This window comes from Kineococcus radiotolerans SRS30216 = ATCC BAA-149 (assembly GCF_000017305.1).
Taxonomy (GTDB): Bacteria; Actinomycetota; Actinomycetes; order Actinomycetales; family Kineococcaceae; genus Kineococcus; species Kineococcus radiotolerans.
On the sequence record NC_009664.2, the window covers coordinates 2,264,018 to 2,282,266 of the forward strand.

Annotated in this window: 21 protein-coding genes; 12 read left to right on the top strand and 9 right to left on the bottom strand. The window is 74.8% G+C overall.

Features of this window, described 5'->3' with window-relative positions:
• The 5 genes from KRAD_RS10910 to KRAD_RS10930 all read right to left on the bottom strand — a co-directional run bounded on the left by KRAD_RS10910 (position 1) and on the right by KRAD_RS10930 (position 3,310).
• The gene (locus tag KRAD_RS10910) at positions 1–246 is read right to left on the bottom strand and encodes a hypothetical protein (RefSeq protein WP_012085637.1); all 246 of its coding nucleotides are present in this window, start codon (positions 244–246) and stop codon (positions 1–3) included.
• On the bottom strand, positions 243–845 hold the full coding sequence (locus tag KRAD_RS10915; RefSeq protein WP_012085638.1) for a hypothetical protein: 603 nt from the start codon (positions 843–845) through the stop codon (positions 243–245). The genes KRAD_RS10910 and KRAD_RS10915 overlap by 4 nt, the downstream gene beginning before the upstream one ends.
• The gene (locus KRAD_RS10920; protein WP_012085639.1) at positions 842–1,639 is read right to left on the bottom strand and encodes a hypothetical protein; all 798 of its coding nucleotides are present in this window, start codon (positions 1,637–1,639) and stop codon (positions 842–844) included. The genes KRAD_RS10915 and KRAD_RS10920 overlap by 4 nt, the downstream gene beginning before the upstream one ends.
• An 85-nt stretch (positions 1,640–1,724) precedes the next feature.
• Positions 1,725–2,357: a flavin reductase family protein gene (locus KRAD_RS10925; RefSeq protein ID WP_012085640.1), complete on the bottom strand. Its 633-nt coding sequence runs from the start codon at positions 2,355–2,357 to the stop codon at positions 1,725–1,727.
• Positions 2,358–2,368: 11 nt separating this feature from the next.
• On the bottom strand, positions 2,369–3,310 hold the full coding sequence (locus tag KRAD_RS10930; protein WP_012085641.1) for a DMT family transporter: 942 nt from the start codon (positions 3,308–3,310) through the stop codon (positions 2,369–2,371).
• A 35-nt stretch (positions 3,311–3,345) separates the two neighbouring features.
• Between KRAD_RS10930 and KRAD_RS10935 the strand changes: the two genes are divergently transcribed.
• The 3 genes from KRAD_RS10935 (at position 3,346) to KRAD_RS10945 (ending at position 6,421) form a co-directional block, all read left to right on the top strand.
• On the top strand, positions 3,346–3,912 hold the full coding sequence (locus tag KRAD_RS10935) for a TetR/AcrR family transcriptional regulator (protein WP_238985739.1): 567 nt from the start codon (positions 3,346–3,348) through the stop codon (positions 3,910–3,912).
• A gap of 86 nt (positions 3,913–3,998) precedes the next feature.
• Positions 3,999–4,682 carry an HD domain-containing protein gene (locus KRAD_RS10940; protein WP_203417554.1) on the top strand — a complete coding sequence of 228 codons (684 nt, stop codon included), beginning with the start codon at positions 3,999–4,001 and terminating at the stop codon, positions 4,680–4,682.
• Between the two features lie 119 nt (positions 4,683–4,801).
• The gene (locus KRAD_RS10945; RefSeq protein WP_012085644.1) at positions 4,802–6,421 is read left to right on the top strand and encodes a methyl-accepting chemotaxis protein; all 1,620 of its coding nucleotides are present in this window, start codon (positions 4,802–4,804) and stop codon (positions 6,419–6,421) included.
• A 27-nt stretch (positions 6,422–6,448) separates the two neighbouring features.
• Here the strand turns inward: KRAD_RS10945 and KRAD_RS10950 are convergent, their stop codons facing one another.
• Positions 6,449–7,255 (bottom strand): GmrSD restriction endonuclease domain-containing protein, encoded by an 807-nt coding sequence (locus KRAD_RS10950; protein ID WP_012085645.1) that lies wholly within the window; start codon positions 7,253–7,255, stop codon positions 6,449–6,451.
• Positions 7,252–7,662: a helix-turn-helix domain-containing protein gene (locus KRAD_RS10955; RefSeq protein WP_012085646.1), complete on the bottom strand. Its 411-nt coding sequence runs from the start codon at positions 7,660–7,662 to the stop codon at positions 7,252–7,254. Before KRAD_RS10955 ends, KRAD_RS10950 begins: the two co-directional genes overlap by 4 nt.
• A 95-nt stretch (positions 7,663–7,757) precedes the next feature.
• Here KRAD_RS10955 and KRAD_RS10960 point away from each other — a divergent pair, with 95 nt between their 5' ends.
• Genes KRAD_RS10960 through mnhG form a run of 6 tightly spaced genes read left to right on the top strand, consistent with a single transcriptional unit; the run spans position 7,758 to position 13,821 of the window.
• A complete protein-coding gene (locus KRAD_RS10960; RefSeq protein WP_012085647.1) occupies positions 7,758–10,571 on the top strand; it encodes a Na+/H+ antiporter subunit A in 2,814 nt (937 codons plus the stop codon).
• Positions 10,568–11,005: a Na(+)/H(+) antiporter subunit C gene (locus KRAD_RS10965; RefSeq protein WP_012085648.1), complete on the top strand. Its 438-nt coding sequence runs from the start codon at positions 10,568–10,570 to the stop codon at positions 11,003–11,005. Before KRAD_RS10960 ends, KRAD_RS10965 begins: the two co-directional genes overlap by 4 nt.
• On the top strand, positions 11,002–12,579 hold the full coding sequence (locus KRAD_RS10970; RefSeq protein ID WP_012085649.1) for a Na+/H+ antiporter subunit D: 1,578 nt from the start codon (positions 11,002–11,004) through the stop codon (positions 12,577–12,579). Before KRAD_RS10965 ends, KRAD_RS10970 begins: the two co-directional genes overlap by 4 nt.
• The gene (locus tag KRAD_RS10975) at positions 12,576–13,178 is read left to right on the top strand and encodes a Na+/H+ antiporter subunit E (RefSeq protein ID WP_012085650.1); all 603 of its coding nucleotides are present in this window, start codon (positions 12,576–12,578) and stop codon (positions 13,176–13,178) included. Before KRAD_RS10970 ends, KRAD_RS10975 begins: the two co-directional genes overlap by 4 nt.
• Positions 13,175–13,453 carry an MrpF/PhaF family protein gene (locus tag KRAD_RS10980; RefSeq protein WP_012085651.1) on the top strand — a complete coding sequence of 93 codons (279 nt, stop codon included), beginning with the start codon at positions 13,175–13,177 and terminating at the stop codon, positions 13,451–13,453. Before KRAD_RS10975 ends, KRAD_RS10980 begins: the two co-directional genes overlap by 4 nt.
• Complete coding sequence (gene mnhG / locus KRAD_RS10985) at positions 13,450–13,821, top strand: monovalent cation/H(+) antiporter subunit G (RefSeq protein WP_012085652.1); 372 nt, start codon at positions 13,450–13,452, stop codon at positions 13,819–13,821. The genes KRAD_RS10980 and mnhG overlap by 4 nt, the downstream gene beginning before the upstream one ends.
• A 117-nt stretch (positions 13,822–13,938) precedes the next feature.
• Here the strand turns inward: mnhG and KRAD_RS25990 are convergent, their stop codons facing one another.
• Together KRAD_RS25990 and KRAD_RS10995 are read right to left on the bottom strand one after the other, a co-directional pair.
• Positions 13,939–14,094, bottom strand: a complete 156-nt coding sequence (locus KRAD_RS25990) for a hypothetical protein (protein WP_157873569.1) — start codon at positions 14,092–14,094, stop codon at positions 13,939–13,941.
• A 183-nt stretch (positions 14,095–14,277) separates the two neighbouring features.
• Positions 14,278–15,198 carry an LGFP repeat-containing protein gene (locus tag KRAD_RS10995; protein ID WP_012085653.1) on the bottom strand — a complete coding sequence of 307 codons (921 nt, stop codon included), beginning with the start codon at positions 15,196–15,198 and terminating at the stop codon, positions 14,278–14,280.
• A 308-nt stretch (positions 15,199–15,506) separates the two neighbouring features.
• Between KRAD_RS10995 and KRAD_RS11000 the strand changes: the two genes are divergently transcribed.
• From KRAD_RS11000 to KRAD_RS11010, 3 genes are all read left to right on the top strand, one after another.
• The gene (locus KRAD_RS11000; protein ID WP_012085654.1) at positions 15,507–16,274 is read left to right on the top strand and encodes a DUF429 domain-containing protein; all 768 of its coding nucleotides are present in this window, start codon (positions 15,507–15,509) and stop codon (positions 16,272–16,274) included.
• 37 nt (positions 16,275–16,311) lie between these two features.
• The gene (locus KRAD_RS11005; protein WP_041293055.1) at positions 16,312–16,656 is read left to right on the top strand and encodes a hypothetical protein; all 345 of its coding nucleotides are present in this window, start codon (positions 16,312–16,314) and stop codon (positions 16,654–16,656) included.
• A gap of 457 nt (positions 16,657–17,113) precedes the next feature.
• On the top strand, positions 17,114–18,226 hold the full coding sequence (locus KRAD_RS11010) for a GGDEF domain-containing protein (protein ID WP_041292030.1): 1,113 nt from the start codon (positions 17,114–17,116) through the stop codon (positions 18,224–18,226).
• Positions 18,227–18,249: the final 23 nt, after the last annotated feature.

Consider the following 18,249-nt stretch of genomic DNA (forward strand, 5'->3'; position numbering starts at 1 on the left):
TCAGTAGGTGCCCTCGATCCGCGCCTGCTCCACGAGGCCCTCGTAGCCGTCCTCCCCCTCGTCGACCTGCTCGGGGCCGAGCACGGAGATCGACCAGGGGACCTCGCAGGGCCCGTCGTGCTCGGGGTCGGGGCACAGGGCCCGGCTGATCCGCTCGACGACGTCCTGCGCCTGCTCCTCCGAGGCCCACACGCCGATGCGGATCTCGTGGGTGCCGCGGCCGCTGGCGGGGTTGCTCGGGCTCACCGCGGGTCCCGCGAGGGTTCGCGGGTGGTCACGCAGAGGACCACGGCCAGGGCGGCGACCGCGGCGGCGAGGACGCCGAGCCCGGTCTCGACGCCGTGGTCGAGGACCGAGGGGCGCACGGACCCCCACTGCGCCGTGGCGGTCTCCCGCGCGGTCGGGGCCCGCAGCACCGACCACGCCGACAGCGCCGCGGTCCCCGCCGCCCACACCGCGCACCCGGCCGCGGTGACGCCGACGAGGAGGCGGCGGCGGGCGACGATGAGCCAGCCCGGCGCCCCGGCGGCCACGACCGCGGCCAGGGCGAGGAGGGCGAAGGCGCTGACCGCGGCGGGCCAGCCCGGGGGCTGGGCCACCAGGACCAGGGCCCAGCGGTCGGCGAGCACCACGGGGGCGTCCTCGTCGCCGGTCCGCTCCACCACCGCCCCGGCGTCGCCGGCGAGGCGCTGCACCGCCACCACGGACACGGCGAGCGGCAGCGCCGCCGCGAGCAGGAGCGCCCACCACACCCAGGACCACCGCCCGGCGGGGTCGTCCTCGAGGTCGGGCCCGGGACCGAGCCCGGCGTCCTCGCGCGGGCCGGGGGCGGCGGCGGGGGTCACGGCTGCGGCCTCCGGTAGTGCGCGTAGTCCTCCGCGCTGGGGCGCGGGAACGGCGGCACCTCCCCGGACCCGGCGGGGGTTCTCGCGGGGGACCCCGCCGCGGAGCCCGGGAGCGGTTCCGCCGCCGGGGGTTCCGCAGCGGGCTCCACGTCGGGTTCGGAGAGGGGTTCCGCAGCGGGTTCCGCGAGGGGTTCCGCGGCGGGGCCGGGGTCCTGCTCCGCGGCCGCGGCGGGCGGCAGCGCCGGCCCCAGCAGCACGACGCCGGCGACGGCGGAGAACACGAGCGCGGTGGCCATCGCCGCCAGGACGGGGGCGACGTCGAGGAACGACGAGGAGGAGGGGAAGTACGCCCCCTCCCCCTCCGGCAGCTGCACGGCGACGAGGTCGACCACGACGACCGCCGCGGCCGAGAGCGCGGAGAGCGCGGCGGCGCCCGCCCCGGCCCACCGGCAGGCCCGGGGCAGCGGCCACCGGACCCCGGTGGTCAGGTGCAGCCCGGCGAGGACCACGCAGGCGGCGGCGGCGGCGAGCAGGGCGCGGTCGGCGGGGGCCGCGCCGGACAGGACGCTCCACCGGTCCCAGAAGTCGACGTCGGGGGAGACGGTGCGCGTCTCGTTGCCCTGCGCGTCGTACTCGTAGCTGGCGAAGTACCGCACGTCGAGCGCGCCGGCGAGGACGCGCTGGTGCACGCCGAGGAGCACGACGGGCAGCAGCACCGCCACGGCCACCAGCGCCCACGCCGCCGCGCGCAGCACGGGCGGGACCCGGGGGAGGTCGCCGGTCTCCGGAGTCACGCCCCGACCCTACGGTTCCCGGTCCGCCCGCGGGCGGTCCACGCGGTTCGGGGCCGGGGAGGCGACCCGCCGGGCCCGCAGGAGGTCAGGAGCGGCGCGGGACGGGGTCGGCGCCGGGGCGCTGCATCCGCAGGCGGCGCTCGGCGCCGAGGGTGAAGTAGTCGGCCGGGCCGCCCGCGCGCAGCAGCGGGTCCGCGGCCAGGGTGTCGAAGACCCCGTCGACGATCACCCGCTCGTCGAGGTGGACCACGACGACCTCGCCGAGGACCAGCCAGGCGTCCACCTCGCGCTGCGCGGCGTCGGTGAGGCGCTGGACGCGGGTGACGCGGCACTCGAAGGCGACGGGGCTCTCGGCCACCCGCGGGGGCCCGACGAGCTGGGAGGGCGCCGGGGTCAGCCCGGCGAGCGCGAACTCGTCGACCTCGGGACCGACCGGCGCGGAGGTGAGGTTCATCGGCTCCGCCAGCGCGACGGAGGCGAGGTTCCAGACGAACTCGCCGCTCGCCTCGGCGTTGGCGACGCTGTCCTTCCAGCCGGTGCTGGAGAAGCCCACGATGGGCGGGCTGTAGTTGAAGAGGTTGAAGAAGCTGTACGGGGCCAGGTTCAGCGTCCCGTCCGCCGCCGCCGTCGAGACCCAGCCGATGGGGCGGGGGGCGACGATCGAGTTCAGCGGGTCGTGGGCCAGGCGGTGGCCCTCGCGGGGCTGGTAGGAGTGCACGGGCGCGGACGCTACCCGCGCCCGCGGGGCCGGGCGCCCCGGAGCGGGGTCCCGCCCACGAGGCGGGTGGCGAGCAGCGCGAGCGCGAGGCCGCCCGCGGTGGTGGCGGTGACGGGTTCGCCGAAGGCCAGGGCGCCCCAGGCGGTGGTGACCGGGGGCACGAGGAACAGCAGGCCGTTGACGGCGGTGACCCCGACCCGGTCCAGCAGCAGCCAGTACAGCCCGTACCCGCCGAAGGTGGGCAGGACGACCGCCCACGCCGTGGCCAGCCAGAACCGGGGGTCGTCGGGCACGGTGGCCGCCCCGGTGGCGAGCGCCGCACCGCCGAGGAGCACCGCGGAGGTGGTGCAGTGGACGGTGAGGTTGCGCAGCGGGCGCGGCGGGGTGCCCGCCCGGCGGTCCAGCAGGGTCGCCGCGACCAGGCAGAGCATCCCGGCGGCGGGCACGGCGTAGGCCCAGCCGGGGGCGTCGGTGCGCGGGGAGGCGGCGTCGGCGAGGGTGACGACGAGGACGCCGGTCAGCCCGAGCGCGAGCCCCAGCCACTGCCGCCCGGACACCGCCACCCCCAGCAGCGGACCGGCGAGCGCGGCCACCACGAGGGGCTGCACGCCGTCGACGAGGGCGGTGGTGCCGGTGCTGACGCCGAGCCCGACGGCCCAGTAGACGCTGAGGAGGTAGCCGGACTGCGACAGCGCCCCGACGCCGGCCTGGCGCGCCAGCTCCGCGGCGGGGACCGGGGGCGGGCGGGGGTCCGCGCGGGTGCGGCGCACCCAGCCGACGAGGAGGAGCACCGCGGCGAGGGGGACGGTCCGCCAGGCGAGGACGGTGAGGACGTCGGCGTCGCGGGTGCCGAGCTTGGCGCCGACGAACCCGGAGGACCAGCACAGGACGAACAGCGCGCTCAGGACGGCGAGCCCGGCGGGGCGGTGGAGTACACCGATCGGTTTACCCATGACGGGAGAGTAGACCGATCGGTATGGTCGTGCGCGTGGAGACGAAGATCGACTGGACGCCCAAGGCCCTCGACGTGCTCGCCGCGGCGTCGGAGCTCTTCTACGCCCACGGCATCCACGCCGTCGGCGTCGAGGCGATCGCCGCGCGCGCCGGGGTCACCAAGAAGACCCTCTACGACCGCTTCGGCAGCAAGGAGCGCCTGGTCACGGAGTACCTCGCGGCCCGGGACCGGCGCTGGCGCGACCTGCTGACGACCCGCCTGGAGGAGGCCGGGCCCGATGCCCGGGACCGGCTGCGCGCCGTGTTCACCGCCACCGCCGAGTGGTCGCGGGTGGAGGGCCGCCGCGGGTGCGCGATGGTCAACGCCCACCCCGAGCTGGAGGAGTCCTCCCCCGCCCGCGCCGTCATCTCCGACGAGAAGCGCTGGCTGCTCGGCCTCTTCCACGACATCGCCGCCCGCTCCGGGGCCCCCGCGCCGCAGGACCTCGCCCCCGTCCTCCTGCTGATCCACGAGGGGGCGCTGGTCACCCACGGCCTCGGCGTCCTCGACGACGTCTTCCCCCGCGCCCTCGACGCGGCGCTGGCCGTCCTCGACCGCTGAACCGGCCGGGCCCGGGACCGGCCTCCGTCCACCGGCGGCCGCCGGTCCGCGCGCCCGCGCCGCGCGACCCCCCTAGCGTGCAGCCCGTGCTCGACGTACCGACCCGCTCCGCCCCCCGCCCGCCCACCGCCGGCACCCGGGTGCCGGCCCTGGCCGGGACCGCGCAGCGCCTCGCCCTCGACCTGCTCGCCCACGACCCCGCCCGCCGCCGCCACAGCAGCGCGGTCGCCGCCCGCGCCGGCGAGGGGGCCGGCACCCTGGTGCCCGCCCTGCGCAGCGTCGTGGTGGCCGCCGCCTGGCTGCACGACGTCGGGTACGCCCCCGCGCTGCGCGTCACCGGCTTCCACCCCCTCGACGGCGCCCGCCACCTGCGCGCCCACGGCTGGCCCCACCCCGTCCCGACCCTGGTGGCCCACCACTCCGGGGCCCGGTTCGTGGCCCCCGCCCACGACCTCGCCGACGCCCTCGCCGAGTTCCCCCTCGACGGTCCCGAGGACGACGAGCGCCGCGACCGGGAGGACGGGGACGGCACCGGCGTCGTCCCGGGGTCGAGGCTGCGCGACGCCGCCGACGTCCTCACCTGGGCCGACCAGACCACCGGCCCCCGGGGTGGACCCGTGACCCTGGACGAGCGGCTGGACGACATGCTGCGCCGCCACGGCCCCGACAGCCCCAACGCCCGCGTCCACCGGGAGCGGGCGGCGCACCTGCGGGCCGCCGTCGCCCGCGTCGAGGAACGCCGCCGCCGGCTCGCCGCGACCACCCCCTGACGCCCCTGGTGAACGTCCGGTGAACGACCGCGGCCACCCCTGGTCCCGGGGCGGGTCCCCGCCGATCGAGGTCCCGGAGCGCCGAACCGGTCGGCGCCGACGGGAGGCGTGGTACCAGCATGGGTCAGCAGGGGCGCACGACGGGATCGACCGGCTCGCGCAGCGGGTTCGGCCGGTGGCTGGCGAACCGCCGCGTGGGCACCCGGCTGCTGGCCGCGACGGCGCTCGTCGCCGTGTCGGCGCTCGTCGTGGGGTTGTTCAGCCTCTCGGTGGTGCAGAACCTGCAGACGCAGCGCCAGGAGGAGGTCGGGCGCGCCGTCCCCTACATCACCGGGCTGCAGCAGGCCGCCCTGGCCGCGAAGTCGGCCGCCACCGACGAGCGCGGCTACTTCATCACCGGTGAGCAGGAGTACGCCGAGGAGAGCCTCGGGCGCCAGGAGGCCTTCGACGCCGCGATCGCCACGGCCCGGGACTCCGCGAGCACCGACGCCGAGCGCGCCGTGGTCGCCGGCGTCGAGGAGGACGTCCACGCCTGGTTCGAGGCGCTGCGCGCGGAGTACGCGCTGGCCGCCACCGACCGCGACGCGGCCGTCGCCGTGTCCTTCGGGGCCAACCGCGACGCCCGCAAGGCCTACGAGGGGGTCCTCGCCGAGGAGACCGAGCGCGCTGGCACGGCGCTCGCCGCCGGCCAGGACTTCGCTGCCACCGTCCGCCGGGGGCAGCTCGCCGTCCTGACGCTGCTGGTGGTCAGCCTCGCCGTCGCGGTCGGGGCCGCGCTCGTCGCCCGCCGCAGCATCGTCGCCCCGCTGCGCCGGGTCACCGACGTCCTCGCCCGGGTCTCCGACGGCGACCTCAGCGCGACCGTGGACCTCGACACCCGCGACGAGATCGGTTCCATGGCGCGGGCGCTGGACCACTCCACCGTGCGCTTCCGCACCGCCATGCAGCAGATCACCGGCAGCGCCGGCCGCCTGGCCGGGTACGCCGAGCAGCTCACCCGCGTCTCCACCCAGCTCTCCGACGGGGCGGAGCAGTCCGCCGACCAGTCGAAGGTCGTCTCCGCGGCCACCGAGGAGATCTCCGCCAACATCGGGACCGTCGCCGCCGCCGGGGACGAGATGTCCTCGGCGATCCGCGAGATCGCCTCCTCCACCGCCGAGGCCTCCTCGGTGGCCGCCGCCGCGGTCTCCTCCGCCGCCGAGGCGTCGGCGACGCTGGAGCGGCTGTCCGCCTCCTCCCGGGAGATCGGCGACGTCGTCAAGCTCATCACCTCCATCGCCGAGCAGACGAACCTGCTGGCGCTGAACGCCACCATCGAGGCGGCCCGAGCCGGGGAGATGGGCAAGGGCTTCGCCGTCGTCGCCGGTGAGGTGAAGGAGCTCGCGCAGCAGACCGCGCGGGCCACCGAGTCCATCACCAGCCGGGTGGGCACCACCCAGGCCGACGCGGTCGCCGCCGCGGCCGCCATCGCCGACATCGGCGAGGTCATCGCCCGCATCGACGGGTTGCAGTCGACCATCGCCGCGGCGGTGGAGGAGCAGTCCGCGACGACGTCGGAGATGGTCCGCAACGTCACCGAGGTCTCCACCGGCTCGCAGGAGATCGCCTCCAGCGTCTCGGGGATGGCCGCCTCCGCCGCCGACACCACGGTCAGCGCCACCGCCACCGCCCGGACCGCCGCCGAGGTCGACGACACGGCCCGCGAGCTGCAGGGGCTCGTCAGCGTCTTCCGCTACTGAGGCCGCGCGGGTCGCCCCCGCGGCCCGTCACTCGCAGGCGAGGCCGTCGCCGTCGCCGTCCAGGGCGGTGCTGTAGCCCGGGTCGCCGGTGCGGACCGGTGCCGCGCCGGCGGCGCGGGCGGCGGCGCAGTCCGCGAACGCCGCCCCGGTGCTCGGTGTCGCGGTCGCGGTCGGGGCCGGTTCGTCGCAGTCGGCCAGGACCCGGGCCATCGCGTCCTTCTCGGCCCGGGTGACCCAGAGGCCGTACTCGGCCTTCACGCTGATCTGGCGCCGGACGTAGGTGCAGCGGTAGGCGGTGTCCGGCGGCAGCCAGGTCGCGGCGTCACCGTCGCCCTTGGCCCCGTTGGTGGGCCCGTCGACGGCGAGCAGTTCCAGCGGGTCGTTGGCGAACTCGACGCGCTTCTCCTCGTCCCACGCCTGCGCGCCCTTCTGCCAGGCGTCGGAGAGGGCGACGACGTGGTCGATCTGCACGGCCCCGCTGGTGCCCTGCCCGCGCTCGAACCCGATGGTCGACCCGCTGTAGGGGTCGTGGAGGGTTCCGCTGCGCACGACGCAGTCCCCCGTCCCGGGCACGAACTCGACGTCGACGAGGTCGCGGGCCAGGACGTCGTTCCTCGTGTCGCAGCCGTTGCGGTCGGTGTCGACCCAGCCGGAGCCGAACTCCTCGCGGGAGTACCCCGTCTTCGGGGCCCGGCCCTTGACGGTCAGCGCCTCGAGGGCGGCGTCGTCGGACCGCGGTCCCTCGTCCGGGGTCGTGGTGCAGCCGGTGGTCCCGCCCGCGAGCAGGGCCAGCGCGAACCCGAGGGCGAGCGCGCGGGCGGTGCGCGGCCTCACGTGCGCCGGGGGGCCGGCGCCGGCAGGTGCCGCTGGCGCTCGGCGTAGGCGAGGACGTCCTCGAGGCGGACCCGGCGGTGGGTGCCGGGTTTGGTGAAGGGCAGCGCGCCGGACTCCAGCAGCCGCACCAGCGTGGGGCGGCTGACGCCGAGGACCTCCGCGGCCTCCTGGGTGGTGAGCAGCGCCTCGTGCGGGGTCAGCGTCACCGCCTCGCCGTGGGAGAGGGCCAGGACGGTCTGGCGCAACGCGGCGGCGAGTTCGGCGGGCACGGCGACGGCGCGTCGGCCGACCTTGAGGACCAGGGGGCTGTCCGGTTGCGCGGCAAGCATTCCGGCGAGGTCGTCCAGACCGTCCAGACCGGGGTGGACGGTGACCTCAGCGCCGTGACGGGCGACGGTCGATGACACTCCCCCACGGTAACAGCCCGGTCTCGAATCGAACAGAACGAAAATCCGGGTTAGGGTGGGCGGACCGACCCGCCCCCGATCCGTGAGGACCGGCCGTGCTGATCCTGCTCACCGTCCACGCCGTCGCCGCCGTCCTCGCCGTGCCCCTGGTGCGGCGGCTGGACCGGCGCGCGTTCCCGCTGCTCGCCCTCGTCCCGGCCGCGACCACCGTCTGGGCCGCGGTCCAGGGCCCCGCCGTCCTCGCCGGGAACGGCCCCGAGCTCGTCGTGCCCTGGGTCCCCTCGCTGCAGGCCGAACTGGCGTTCCGCCTCGACCCGCTGTCGTGGGTGCTGACGCTGCTCGTCGGCGGGGTGGGCGCCCTCGTGCTGTTCTACTGCGGCAGCTACTTCCCCGCGCGGAACCCCGGGAGCGCGCGGTTCGCCGCCGTCCTCACCGCGTTCACCGGCGCCATGACCGGTCTCGTCCTCGCCGACGACCTCGTGCAGCTGTACGTGTTCTGGGAACTCACGACGGTCTTCTCCTACCTGCTCATCGGCTACGACTCGCACGAGAGGGCCGCCCGCCGCGCCGCCACCCAGGCCCTCGTCGTGACGACGCTGGGCGGGCTGGCGATGCTCGTCGGGCTGATCGTCCTGGGCCAGAGCGCGGGGACCTACCGGCTGTCGGCGCTGCTGGCGGAGTTCCCCACCGGGACCGCCGCGACCGTCGCCGTGGTGCTCGTCCTCGTCGGGGCCGTCTCGAAGTCGGCGCTGGTCCCCTTCCACTTCTGGCTGCCCGCCGCGATGGCCGCCCCCACCCCCGTCAGCGCCTACCTGCACGCCGCGGCCATGGTGAAGGCCGGCGTCTACCTCGTCGCCCGCTTCGCCCCCGCCGCCGCGGACCTGCCCGCCTGGCAGGTCACCGTGATCGGCCTGGGACTCACGACCATGCTCGTCGGCGGGTACCGCTCGCTGCGCCAGCACGACGTGAAGCTGCTGCTGGCCTTCGGCACCGTCAGCCAGCTCGGGTTCCTGATCGTCCTCGTCGGCGCGGGCACCAAGGCGGCGACGGCCGCCGGGATCGCGCTGCTCGTCGCCCACGCCACCTTCAAGGCCGCGCTGTTCCTCGTCGTCGGGATCGTCGACCACCAGACCGGGACCCGCGACCTGCGGGAACTGTCCGGGCTGGGCCGGCGGATGCCGCTGCTCGCCGTCGTCGGGACCGTCGCCGCGGCCTCGATGGCCGGGGTGCCGGTCACCCTGGGGTTCGTCGCCAAGGAAGCCGCCTACGAGGCGTTCCTCCACGACCGCCCCTGGGTCCTCGTCGTCCTGGTGCTCGGGTCCGTCCTCACCGCCGCCTACTCGGCGCGGTTCGCGTGGGGGACGTTCGCCCGCAAACCCGGGGTCCCCGACTCCACCGCGCCGCGACCCTCCGCCGCGCTCATCGCCGCGCCCCTCGTGCTGGCCGCCGCCACCCTGCTCCTCGGCCCGCTGGCCGGGCTGGTGGACCGCCCCGCCGTGCTCATCACCCACGGGGTCCCCGGGGAGGAGGCCGAGCACCTCGCGCTCTGGCACGGGTTCACCACCGTCCTGCTGCTGACCGCGGTGACCCTGGGCCTCGCGGGCGCCCTGTTCGCGGGGCGGTCCGCGGTCGAGCGCGTCCAGGCCCGCCTGCCGCACCCGCCCGCCGCCGACCAGGCCTACCGGCGCAGCGTGCGGGCCGTGGACCGGGTCGCCGTCGAGGTCACCGGCGCCACCCAGCGCGGTTCGCTGCCGATCTACCTCGCCTCCATCCTCCTCGTCGTCGTCCTCGTCCCCGGCGGGGCGCTGTTCCGCACCCGCCCCTGGCCCGACGACGTCGTGCTCGCCGACAGCGTCGGGCAGGTGCTCGTGGGGATCGTCGTGGTCACCGCCGCCGTCCTCACCGTCCGCGCCCGCCGCCGGCTGCGCGCGGTGATGCTCGCCGGGGTCACCGGCTACGGCGTGACGCTGCTGTTCGTCCTGCACGCCGGCCCCGACCTCGCGCTCACCCAGGCGCTGGCCGAGACGATCACCCTCGTCGTGTTCGTCCTCGCCCTGCGGCGGCTGCCCCCGTTCTTCTCCTCCCGCCCCCTCGTCGCGACCCGCTGGATCCGGATCGCGATCGGGGTCGCCGTGGGGATCTGCACCTCCTGCGCCGCCCTCGCCGCCTCCGGCGCGCGGGTCGCGGTGCCGACGTCGCTGGACCTGCCCCGGTGGGCCTACGAGTACGGCGGGGGGAAGAACGTCGTCAACGTCACCCTCGTCGACGCCCGCGCCTGGGACACCATGGGCGAGATCTCGGTGCTGCTCGTCGCCGCCACCGGGGTCGCCAGCCTGGTGTTCCGCCGCCGGATGGGGTCCATCGACCGGGCCCTCGCCGCGCACACCGACCCCGACGAGGCCCCGCCGCAGCGCAGCCGCGGCGCGAACTGGCTGCCCGCCAGCAGCACCGTCTCCCCCGAGCGCCGGTCCGTGGTGTTCGAGGTGGTGACCCGGCTGACGTTCCACGCCATCCTCGTGCTGTCGCTGTACCTGGTGTTCGCCGGGCACAACTCCCCCGGCGGCGGGTTCGCCGGCGGTCTCGTCGCCGGGCTCGCCCTGCTCGTGCGCTACCTCGCCGGCGGCCGCTACGAGTTCAACACGGCCGTGCCCGTCAACGCCGGCTGGCTGCTGGGCAGCGGCCTGTTCCTGTCCGCCGGCACCGGCCTGGTGGGGATCCTCATCGGCCAGGACGTCCTGCAGACCGCGATCGTCGAGTTCGACGTCGTCGTCCTCGGCCACGTCAAGCTCGTCACGTCGGTGTTCTTCGACGTCGGGGTCTACCTGCTGGTCGTCGGCCTCGTCGTCGACGTCATCCGCAGCCTGGGCGCCGAGATCGACCGCCAGATCGAGGAGGAGGTCTCCGCGTGAGTCCCAACCTGACGCTCGTCGTCGTCTCCGGGGTGCTCGTCGCCTGCGGCGTCGCGCTGCTGCTGGAACGCACCCTGACCCGGGTGATCGTCGGGGTCGTGCTGCTCGGCAACGGCATCAACGTGCTGTTCCTCGTCGCCAGCGGCCGGCCCGGGGTCGCCCCGTTCGTCAAGGGCGGCGCGACCGCGGAGACCATGAGCGACCCGCTGCCGCAGGCGATGGTGCTGACCGCCATCGTCATCACCCTCGGCATGGTCGCGTTCGTCCTCGCCCTGGCCTACCGCAGCTGGCAGGTGGACGGGCACGACGAGGTCCAGGACGACGTGGAGGACCGCCGCATCGTGCGGCGGGCCGAGCTCGACGAGACCTCCGCCAGCTACGACGACGACACGCGCGACACCAGCGTGGACGAGGGCGAGGGGGTTTCCCGGTGACCGAGTGGGCGCGGATCCTCATCCCCCTGCCCGTCGTCCTGCCGCTGTTCGCGGCCGGGCTGACCCTGGCCCTGGCGCGGCGCCCGCGGGCCCAGCGCACCATCAGCGTGAGCGCGCTGAGCGTCGTCGTCCTCGCCTCGGTGACGATGCTGGTGCTGACCGACCGCGGGAGCGGCACGTACTCGATCGACGTCGGCGGCTGGCCGGCGCGGCTGGGGATCCCGCTGGTCGCGGACCGGCTGTCGACCCTCATGCTCGTCGTGAGCTCCGTCGTCACCCTCGCCGTCCTGCTGTACTCCCTCGCGCAGGGCGTCGCCGACGGCGAGGAGGGCACCCCCGTCTCGATCTACCACCCGACGTACCTGGTGCTCTCGGCCGGCGTCTCCAACGCGTTCCTCTCCGGGGACCTGTTCAACCTGTACGTGGGGTTCGAGATCCTGCTCGCCGCGAGCTACATCCTGCTGACCCTGGGCGGGACGAAGGCCCGGGTCCGGGCGGGGACCACCTACGTGGTCGTGAGCCTGCTGTCCTCGATGGTGTTCCTCACCGCGATCGCCCTGGTCTACGCGGCCACCGGCACGGTCAACATGGCCGAGCTGTCGCTTCGGCTGCAGGAGATCGACCCCGACGTCCGCCTCGTGCTGCACCTGCTGCTGCTCGTCGGGTTCGGCATCAAGGCGGCGGTGTTCCCGCTCTCGGCGTGGCTGCCGGACTCCTACCCCACCGCCCCCGCCCCGGTCACCGCGGTGTTCGCGGGGTTGCTGACCAAGGTCGGGGTGTACGCGATCATCCGCACCGAGACGCTGCTGTTCCCCGGCGGGGAGGCGAGCACGCTGCTGCTGTGGGTGTCGCTGGCGACGATGGTGGTGGGGATCCTCGGCGCCGTCGCGCAGAACGACGTCAAGCGACTGCTGTCCTTCACCCTCGTCAGCCACATCGGGTACATGGTGTTCGGGATCGCGCTGGGCACCGCGGCCGGGTTGTCCGGCGCGGTGTTCTACGTCGCCCACCACATCACCGTCCAGACCACCCTGTTCCTCGTGACCGGGCTGGTGGAGCGGCACTCCGGCAGCACGTCGCTGGACTCGCTGGGCTCGCTGGCGAAGCGGGCCCCGCTGCTGGCGGTGCTGTTCTTCGTGCCCGCGATGAACCTCGCCGGGATCCCCCCGTTCTCCGGTTTCCTCGGCAAGCTGGGGCTGCTCCAGGCCGGCGTCGACGTCGGGACCACCTCGGCGTACGTCCTCGTCGCCGGCGGGGTGCTGACGAGCCTGCTGACGCTCTACGCGATCGCGAAGGTGTGGAACCGGGCGTTCTGGCAGGAACCCCTCCTCGACCCCGAGGACGACCCCCGCGCCCACGGCGTGGGCGGTCTCGCCACCGCCACCGAGGTCGGGGTCCGCACCCCGGCGGGCATGGTCGTGCCGACCGCGGCGCTCGTCGCCGTCGGGGTCGGGATCACGTTCGTCGCCGGACCGCTGTTCGGCGTGGCCGACCGCGCCGCGCGCGACCTGCTGGACCGCGCGCCCTACACGTCCACCGTCCTGCACGACCGGGTCCCGGAGGTCGGCCGGTGAGCGCGAAGGTGCTGTCCCTGCGCGAGCGGATCAGCCTGCCCCTGCTGGTCTGGCTGGTCGTCCTGTGGCTGCTGCTGTGGGGCGACCTGTCGTGGGCCAACGTGATCTCGGGGACCCTGCTGGGGCTGCTCGTGACGATCGTCCTGCCGCTGCCCCCGGTGCGCTTCGACGTGCGGGTCCGGCCGCTGCGGATCCTCGCCCTGCTCGCCCGGTTCGTCGTGGACCTGTTCGCGGCCAGCGCCCAGGTGGCGTGGCTCGCGGTGCGGCCCGGGCGGCAACCGCGGAACTCGGTGGTGGGGGTCCCCCTGCACAGCGGCTCGGACCTCTTCGTGTCCATGACCGCCCAGCTGGTGTCCCTGGTGCCGGGGTCGGTGATCGTCGAGATCGGGGCCCCCTCGGCCCACGAGGGGCAGGGCTCGATCTACGTCCACGCCCTGGGCGTCGACACCGCCGAGGGCCGGGAACGGATCCGCCGCCAGACGCTGCTGACCGAACGGCGCGTCATGCGGACCTTCGCGGCCCCGCGCGTCTACGCCGAGTACCTGGAACGCTGCCGGGCCGACGGCTCGGACAGCCTGTGCGGAGGGGAGTCCCGGTGACCGTGGTGGTCGGGCTGTGCCTGGGGATGCTGACGGTCGCGGCGCTGCTGGCGCTGCTGCGGGTGGCCAAGGGACCCACGATGCTGGACCGCGTCGTGGCCCTCGACGTCGTCGTCGCGGTCGTCGTCATCGCGCTGTGCGTCGAGGCGGCCGCGAACCGGCACGCCACGACCCTGCCGGTCATCGTCGTCCTCGCCCTGGTGGGTTTCGTGGGGGCGGTCAGCGTGGCGCGGTACGCGGCGAAGGAAGCGCCGCAGGAGAGGGGCGAGCGGTGAACGGGTCCGTGGACTGGTCGGGGATCGCCGACGTCGTCTCCGCGGTCTGCCTGCTGCTGGGCTGCCTGCTGACGCTGCTGGCGGCGATCGGGCTGCTGCGGCTGTCCGACGTGCTCGCCCGGATGCACACCACCGCGAAGCCCCAGGTCCTGGGCGTCGTCCTCTCCCTCGTCGGGGTGGGGTTGCAGCTGCGCCGGGAGACCGACGTCGCCACCCTCGTCGCGATCGCCGCGTTCCAGCTGCTGACCGTCCCCGTCGCCGCGCACCTGGTGGGCCGCGCCGCCTACCGCACCGGGCAGGTCGACCCGGCCCTGCTCGACCACGACGACCTCGCCGAGCGGCTGGCCGAGGAGGAACGCTCCGGCTGAACCGGGAGCGCCCCGTCGTGGGCCGCGAGCGCCGGGGCGATCGAGGCGGGGCTCACAATCTCGGCACCGCCTTTGCGGCGCTGCACGCGATCCGGCCCGGGGACCGGGAGCGCGGCGTCAGCGGGCCCGGTCCCGCCCACCTGCGGGCGGGTCGACGACGGCCCCTGCGAGGGCGACGACGTGGCCGATTTGCACGTCGGCACTGGTACCCGCTTCGCGGATGAAGGCGATCGAACGACCGGAGTACGGATCGGCCAGGATCCCGCTCAGCACGGTGCAGCCGTCGCGGTCCAACGTGATGGCGCTCAGGTCCCGGAGCAGGATGTCGTTGCGGGTATCGCACCCGTTGGCGTTGACGTCTATCCGCGCTGTGCCGAACAGCTCACGTGCGTAGCCGGTGCGCGGAGTCCGGACCTCGACCTCCGAGGTGTCCTGCGCGGTGCGCGCCTCACCTCGTCAAGTGCCGGCGTAGGAGACGGTCGCCCCAGCGGCAGGTGTCCAGGTGATCGAGCCGCCCTGGAAGTCGCTGCGCCGCCCGCCGGGTACGTCGTACTCGTCGCTGGTGGGGTAGCCCAGCCGACCGGTCTCCCAGCCCTGTGCCGCCCATGCGTCGCGGATGGCCCCACGCACCAGGTGCGCGCCGGTGGCCGGGGACCAGTAGATCGAGCCGCCGGTGAAGTGGTTGAACGCCCCGCCGCGGATCGGGGTCTCGCTGGTGCTCGGGTAGCCCAGCACCCCGTTCTCCCAACCGGTGGCGCCCCACTTGTCGAAGACCAGCCCACGCACGGCGTGGGCGCCGGTGGCCGGGGACCAGTAGACGGAGCCGCCCTGGAAGTGGTTGAAGGCTCCGCCGCGGATGGCGTTCTCACCGGTGGTGGGTAGGCGCAGCCAGGAGGTCTCCCAGCCCATGTCCGCCCAGCGACCCTTGATGGCTCCGCGCACGTCCTGCGCGCCGGTGGGCTCAGACCAGTAGATGGAGCCGTTGATGAAGTGGGTGTAGCGGGCGGTGCCGTTGGGCGTGGCCAACTCACAGGTGGTCGAGGACCCCAGCACGCCGGTGGCCCCGCCCAGGAAGAGCCAGCGGGCCTCGATGGCTCCGCGCACGCACGGCTGCGGGGGAACCGGCGCGGGCGGCGGGCTGGTGGGGCGGTGCGGCAGGGACTCGCAGGCGACGCCGTTCTCCGGGTTGCCATCGAGGTTGTCGGGGTCGCCGGGGTGGCGGTTGAGGTGGTCCTGCGCGTCCTCCTGGTAGGTGAAGTCCGAGCAGTTCACGTCCCCGATGTGATCGGCCCAGGCCGGAGTCCCGCTCAGGGCCCCGATGCTCACCACTGCCAGTGCTGCGGCCGCACCGCGCCGTGCCCACGTTGCCACGCTCATGTCGTCCCCCTGTGTGCGGGAGCCACCTCGCTCCGTCGCCTCAAGCTAACTGAGCCCCTGGCGCCGGCGGGCCGTTTCACCGCACCGCCAGCTCGATGGCTGTGTTGCGCTCGCACGGGTCGGGCTGGGCCAGGGCCGGCGCGCTCGACCTGGCCACCGATCCCCGGTCGGTCCGCGTGATCGACATCGACCATCGACACCGTAGGGGCCGCTCTGATGGGCGCTGTCACGGTCTGCCCTAGGAACGAACGGGAGCGTCGGCGACGGCAGGACCGCGTGGTTCAGCGGTGGAGCCCTAGCCTGACTCAGTGATCACTGCGGGTGGCGACCTTGCGACCCAGCCCGCCAAGACGGGCCTCGCCGTCATCGAGTGGCGGCCCGACGAAGCCCGGCTCACGAGGCTGCAGCTGGACGTCACCGACCGCGACATCGTCGGGGCGGCACTGACGGCGCAGAAGGTGGGGATCGACTGCCCGCTGGGGTGGCCGGACGACTTCATCGCCTTCATCACCGCGCACGCCGGCGGCCGCGTCGAGCTCCCCACCGCCGAAAGCGGCGACGAGTTGCGCCGGCGCCTGGCCTACCGCCAGACCGACCGAGTGGTGCGTCAGGCCGGCTACTCACCCCTGAGCGTCGCAGCCGACCGCATCGGGCTCACCGCGATCCGGGTGGCCATCATCCTCGAAGATCTCGCCGCAGCGGGGGCGCCGGTGGACCGCTCCGGAGCGGGGGTCGTCGCCGAGGTCTACCCGGCGGCGTCCCTGGGCCGGTGGGGCTTGGCGCACCGGCAGTACAAGCGCGAGAGCAACCGGGCGGCGCGCGAGGCGCTGGTCGCTGCGGTGCGCGAGCAGGTGCCGTGGTTGGACCTCGGCGGACACGGGCCGCTGTGCGAGGACTCCGACGATGCGCTGGACGCCGTCGTCGCGGCCCTGACCGCGCGGGCTGCGGCGTTGGGTCGCTGCGACTCGCCGCCTGAGCACGACACGGAGCGAGCCCGGCGGGAAGGGTGGATCCTGCTGCCGAACGGGCCCCTGTCGACCCTGGTGCTGGACGACTCCGATGGAGGATCGAGATGACACGTCGGTGGCGCTCGTGAGAGGCGATGAAGCCCGGGTGGTCGCGCAGTTCAGTGCGTGGTTGCAGGACGCCGGGTGGCAGGTCAGCACCGAGGTCGACTTCTGCGACGTGGTGGCTACCCGGGGCGGGCAGACCCTGTACGCGGAGGCGAAGGGACGCACCACGTCCCCGGGGCTGGACGTCGACACCATGTACGGGCAGCTGCTGCGCCGGATGCTTCCTCAGGTGGGCGAGGACGTCAGGTACGCGGTGGTGGTGCCGCAGGCGGCACGGACCCACGCCCTGCGGGTACCCGAAGCGATCAGGGCGAGGCTGAACGTCGATGTCTACGTCGTCTCCGACGAAGGCAGCGTGGAAGCCGTCACGTCGCCTCACGTGTGAGCCATCGCTGCTGGTGAAGCTCGTGATCAGCCAACTCCTGCCTGAGCCGCGACCGTGCGGACTTCCCGGCAGAAGACCACGGGCTGCACGCGCCACGTCAGTGACGTGGACGAGCAGCCGGCGGCTCTTGGAGGCTGCGCTCACCCGCAGAGGAGACAGGTTCTTGGACGATTCGCGCAGGCGTGTCGGGTAGCCGCCAGATGCGCATCACAGGCAGGTGCTCCTGAGACGACTGCCCGCACCCGGCACCTCCCCGGCAGGCAGGCAGGCCGCCGCAGCGCAGCAGCTCACTCGTTCGCCGGATCGAGGCGACGGCGGCCGACGCCGATGCCGTTGAGGAGGCAACCAGCCACGGGTAGGCGTGGACCGAACCCGTGGAGGCGGTGTGTCAGCAGGCGGTGCTCGAGACGCCGCGTCCGGCGACGGGCGGAGACACGGCCGTCGTGCCGAGCCGGCCGTGAGGGGTTCCCGCGCCACGGGGCGGCGTCTGGCCGGCGCCGCGGTCGCCGGGGCCGCGCTGTCGGGGCTGGTCTGGTGGGTGCTGCCCGACGAGGCGGTGTACTCGCCGTGGTGGACGCAGGTGCTCGGCTGGCCGGCCGCCCTGCTGCTGCGCGTCGACCCGGTGCAGCGCTGGATCGGCGGGGGCCGCCTGGACAACCGCCTCTGGCTCCGGCTCACGATCGCCGGGGTCCTGTTCGCGGGCACCATCGCCACGACCGGGGTGTCCTTCCTCTTCCCCGTCTTCGCCGCCCTGGTCGCCAGCGTGCACCTGCAGTGGAGCGGCGCGCGGGCGTGGCGGCCGTGCGCGGCGATGACGCTGCTGCTCAGCGCGGCGCTGCAGGTGGCGGTGCAGCTCGGCTGGTCGCCCTCGCACCTGCCCCGGTCGCTGGACCTGGTGGCCTCGGTGGTCACCCTGGTGCTGTCGCTGCTGCTGATCGGCAACGTGGCCGTGCTCGCCGCCCAGCGCGAGGCCGAGACCGCCGCCCTGGACGTCGAGCGGCGCAGCCGCCACGACGCGCTGCTGCACGCCGCCACCCACGACGCCCTGACGGGGCGGCTGAACCGCGCCGGGCTGCAGGAGCACTTCACCCGGCCGCCGGGCGACGCGGCCCCCCGCGGCACCGGACCGCGGGGGACGGGACCGCACGGCGCCGGCGCGGTCGCGCCCGAGGTGGACGCGGTGGGCGGGGTCGCGGTGGTCTACGTCGACCTGGACCACTTCAAGCCCATCAACGACCGCTACGGTCACGCCGCCGGCGACCTGCTGCTGCGCCTGGCCGCGGACCGCATGGCCGCGCTGCTGCGCCCGGGGGACGGGCTGGGGCGCCTGGGCGGTGACGAGTTCGTCGTGATGCTGGCCACGGGCGACGCCGCGGTCGTGGCGGAGGTGGCCGCTCGGGCCGACGCCGCGCTGCGGGCCCCGTTCGACCTCGACGGGGCCGTGGTCCGCGTCTCCGCCAGCATCGGCACCGCCCTGAGCGTCGAGCCGGCCACCCTCGACGAGCTGCTGCGCCGCGCGGACGCGGCGATGTACACCGTCAAGGCCCAGCGCCGCGAGCGCACCCCCTGACGACCCGGCGCCCCCGCCGCTGC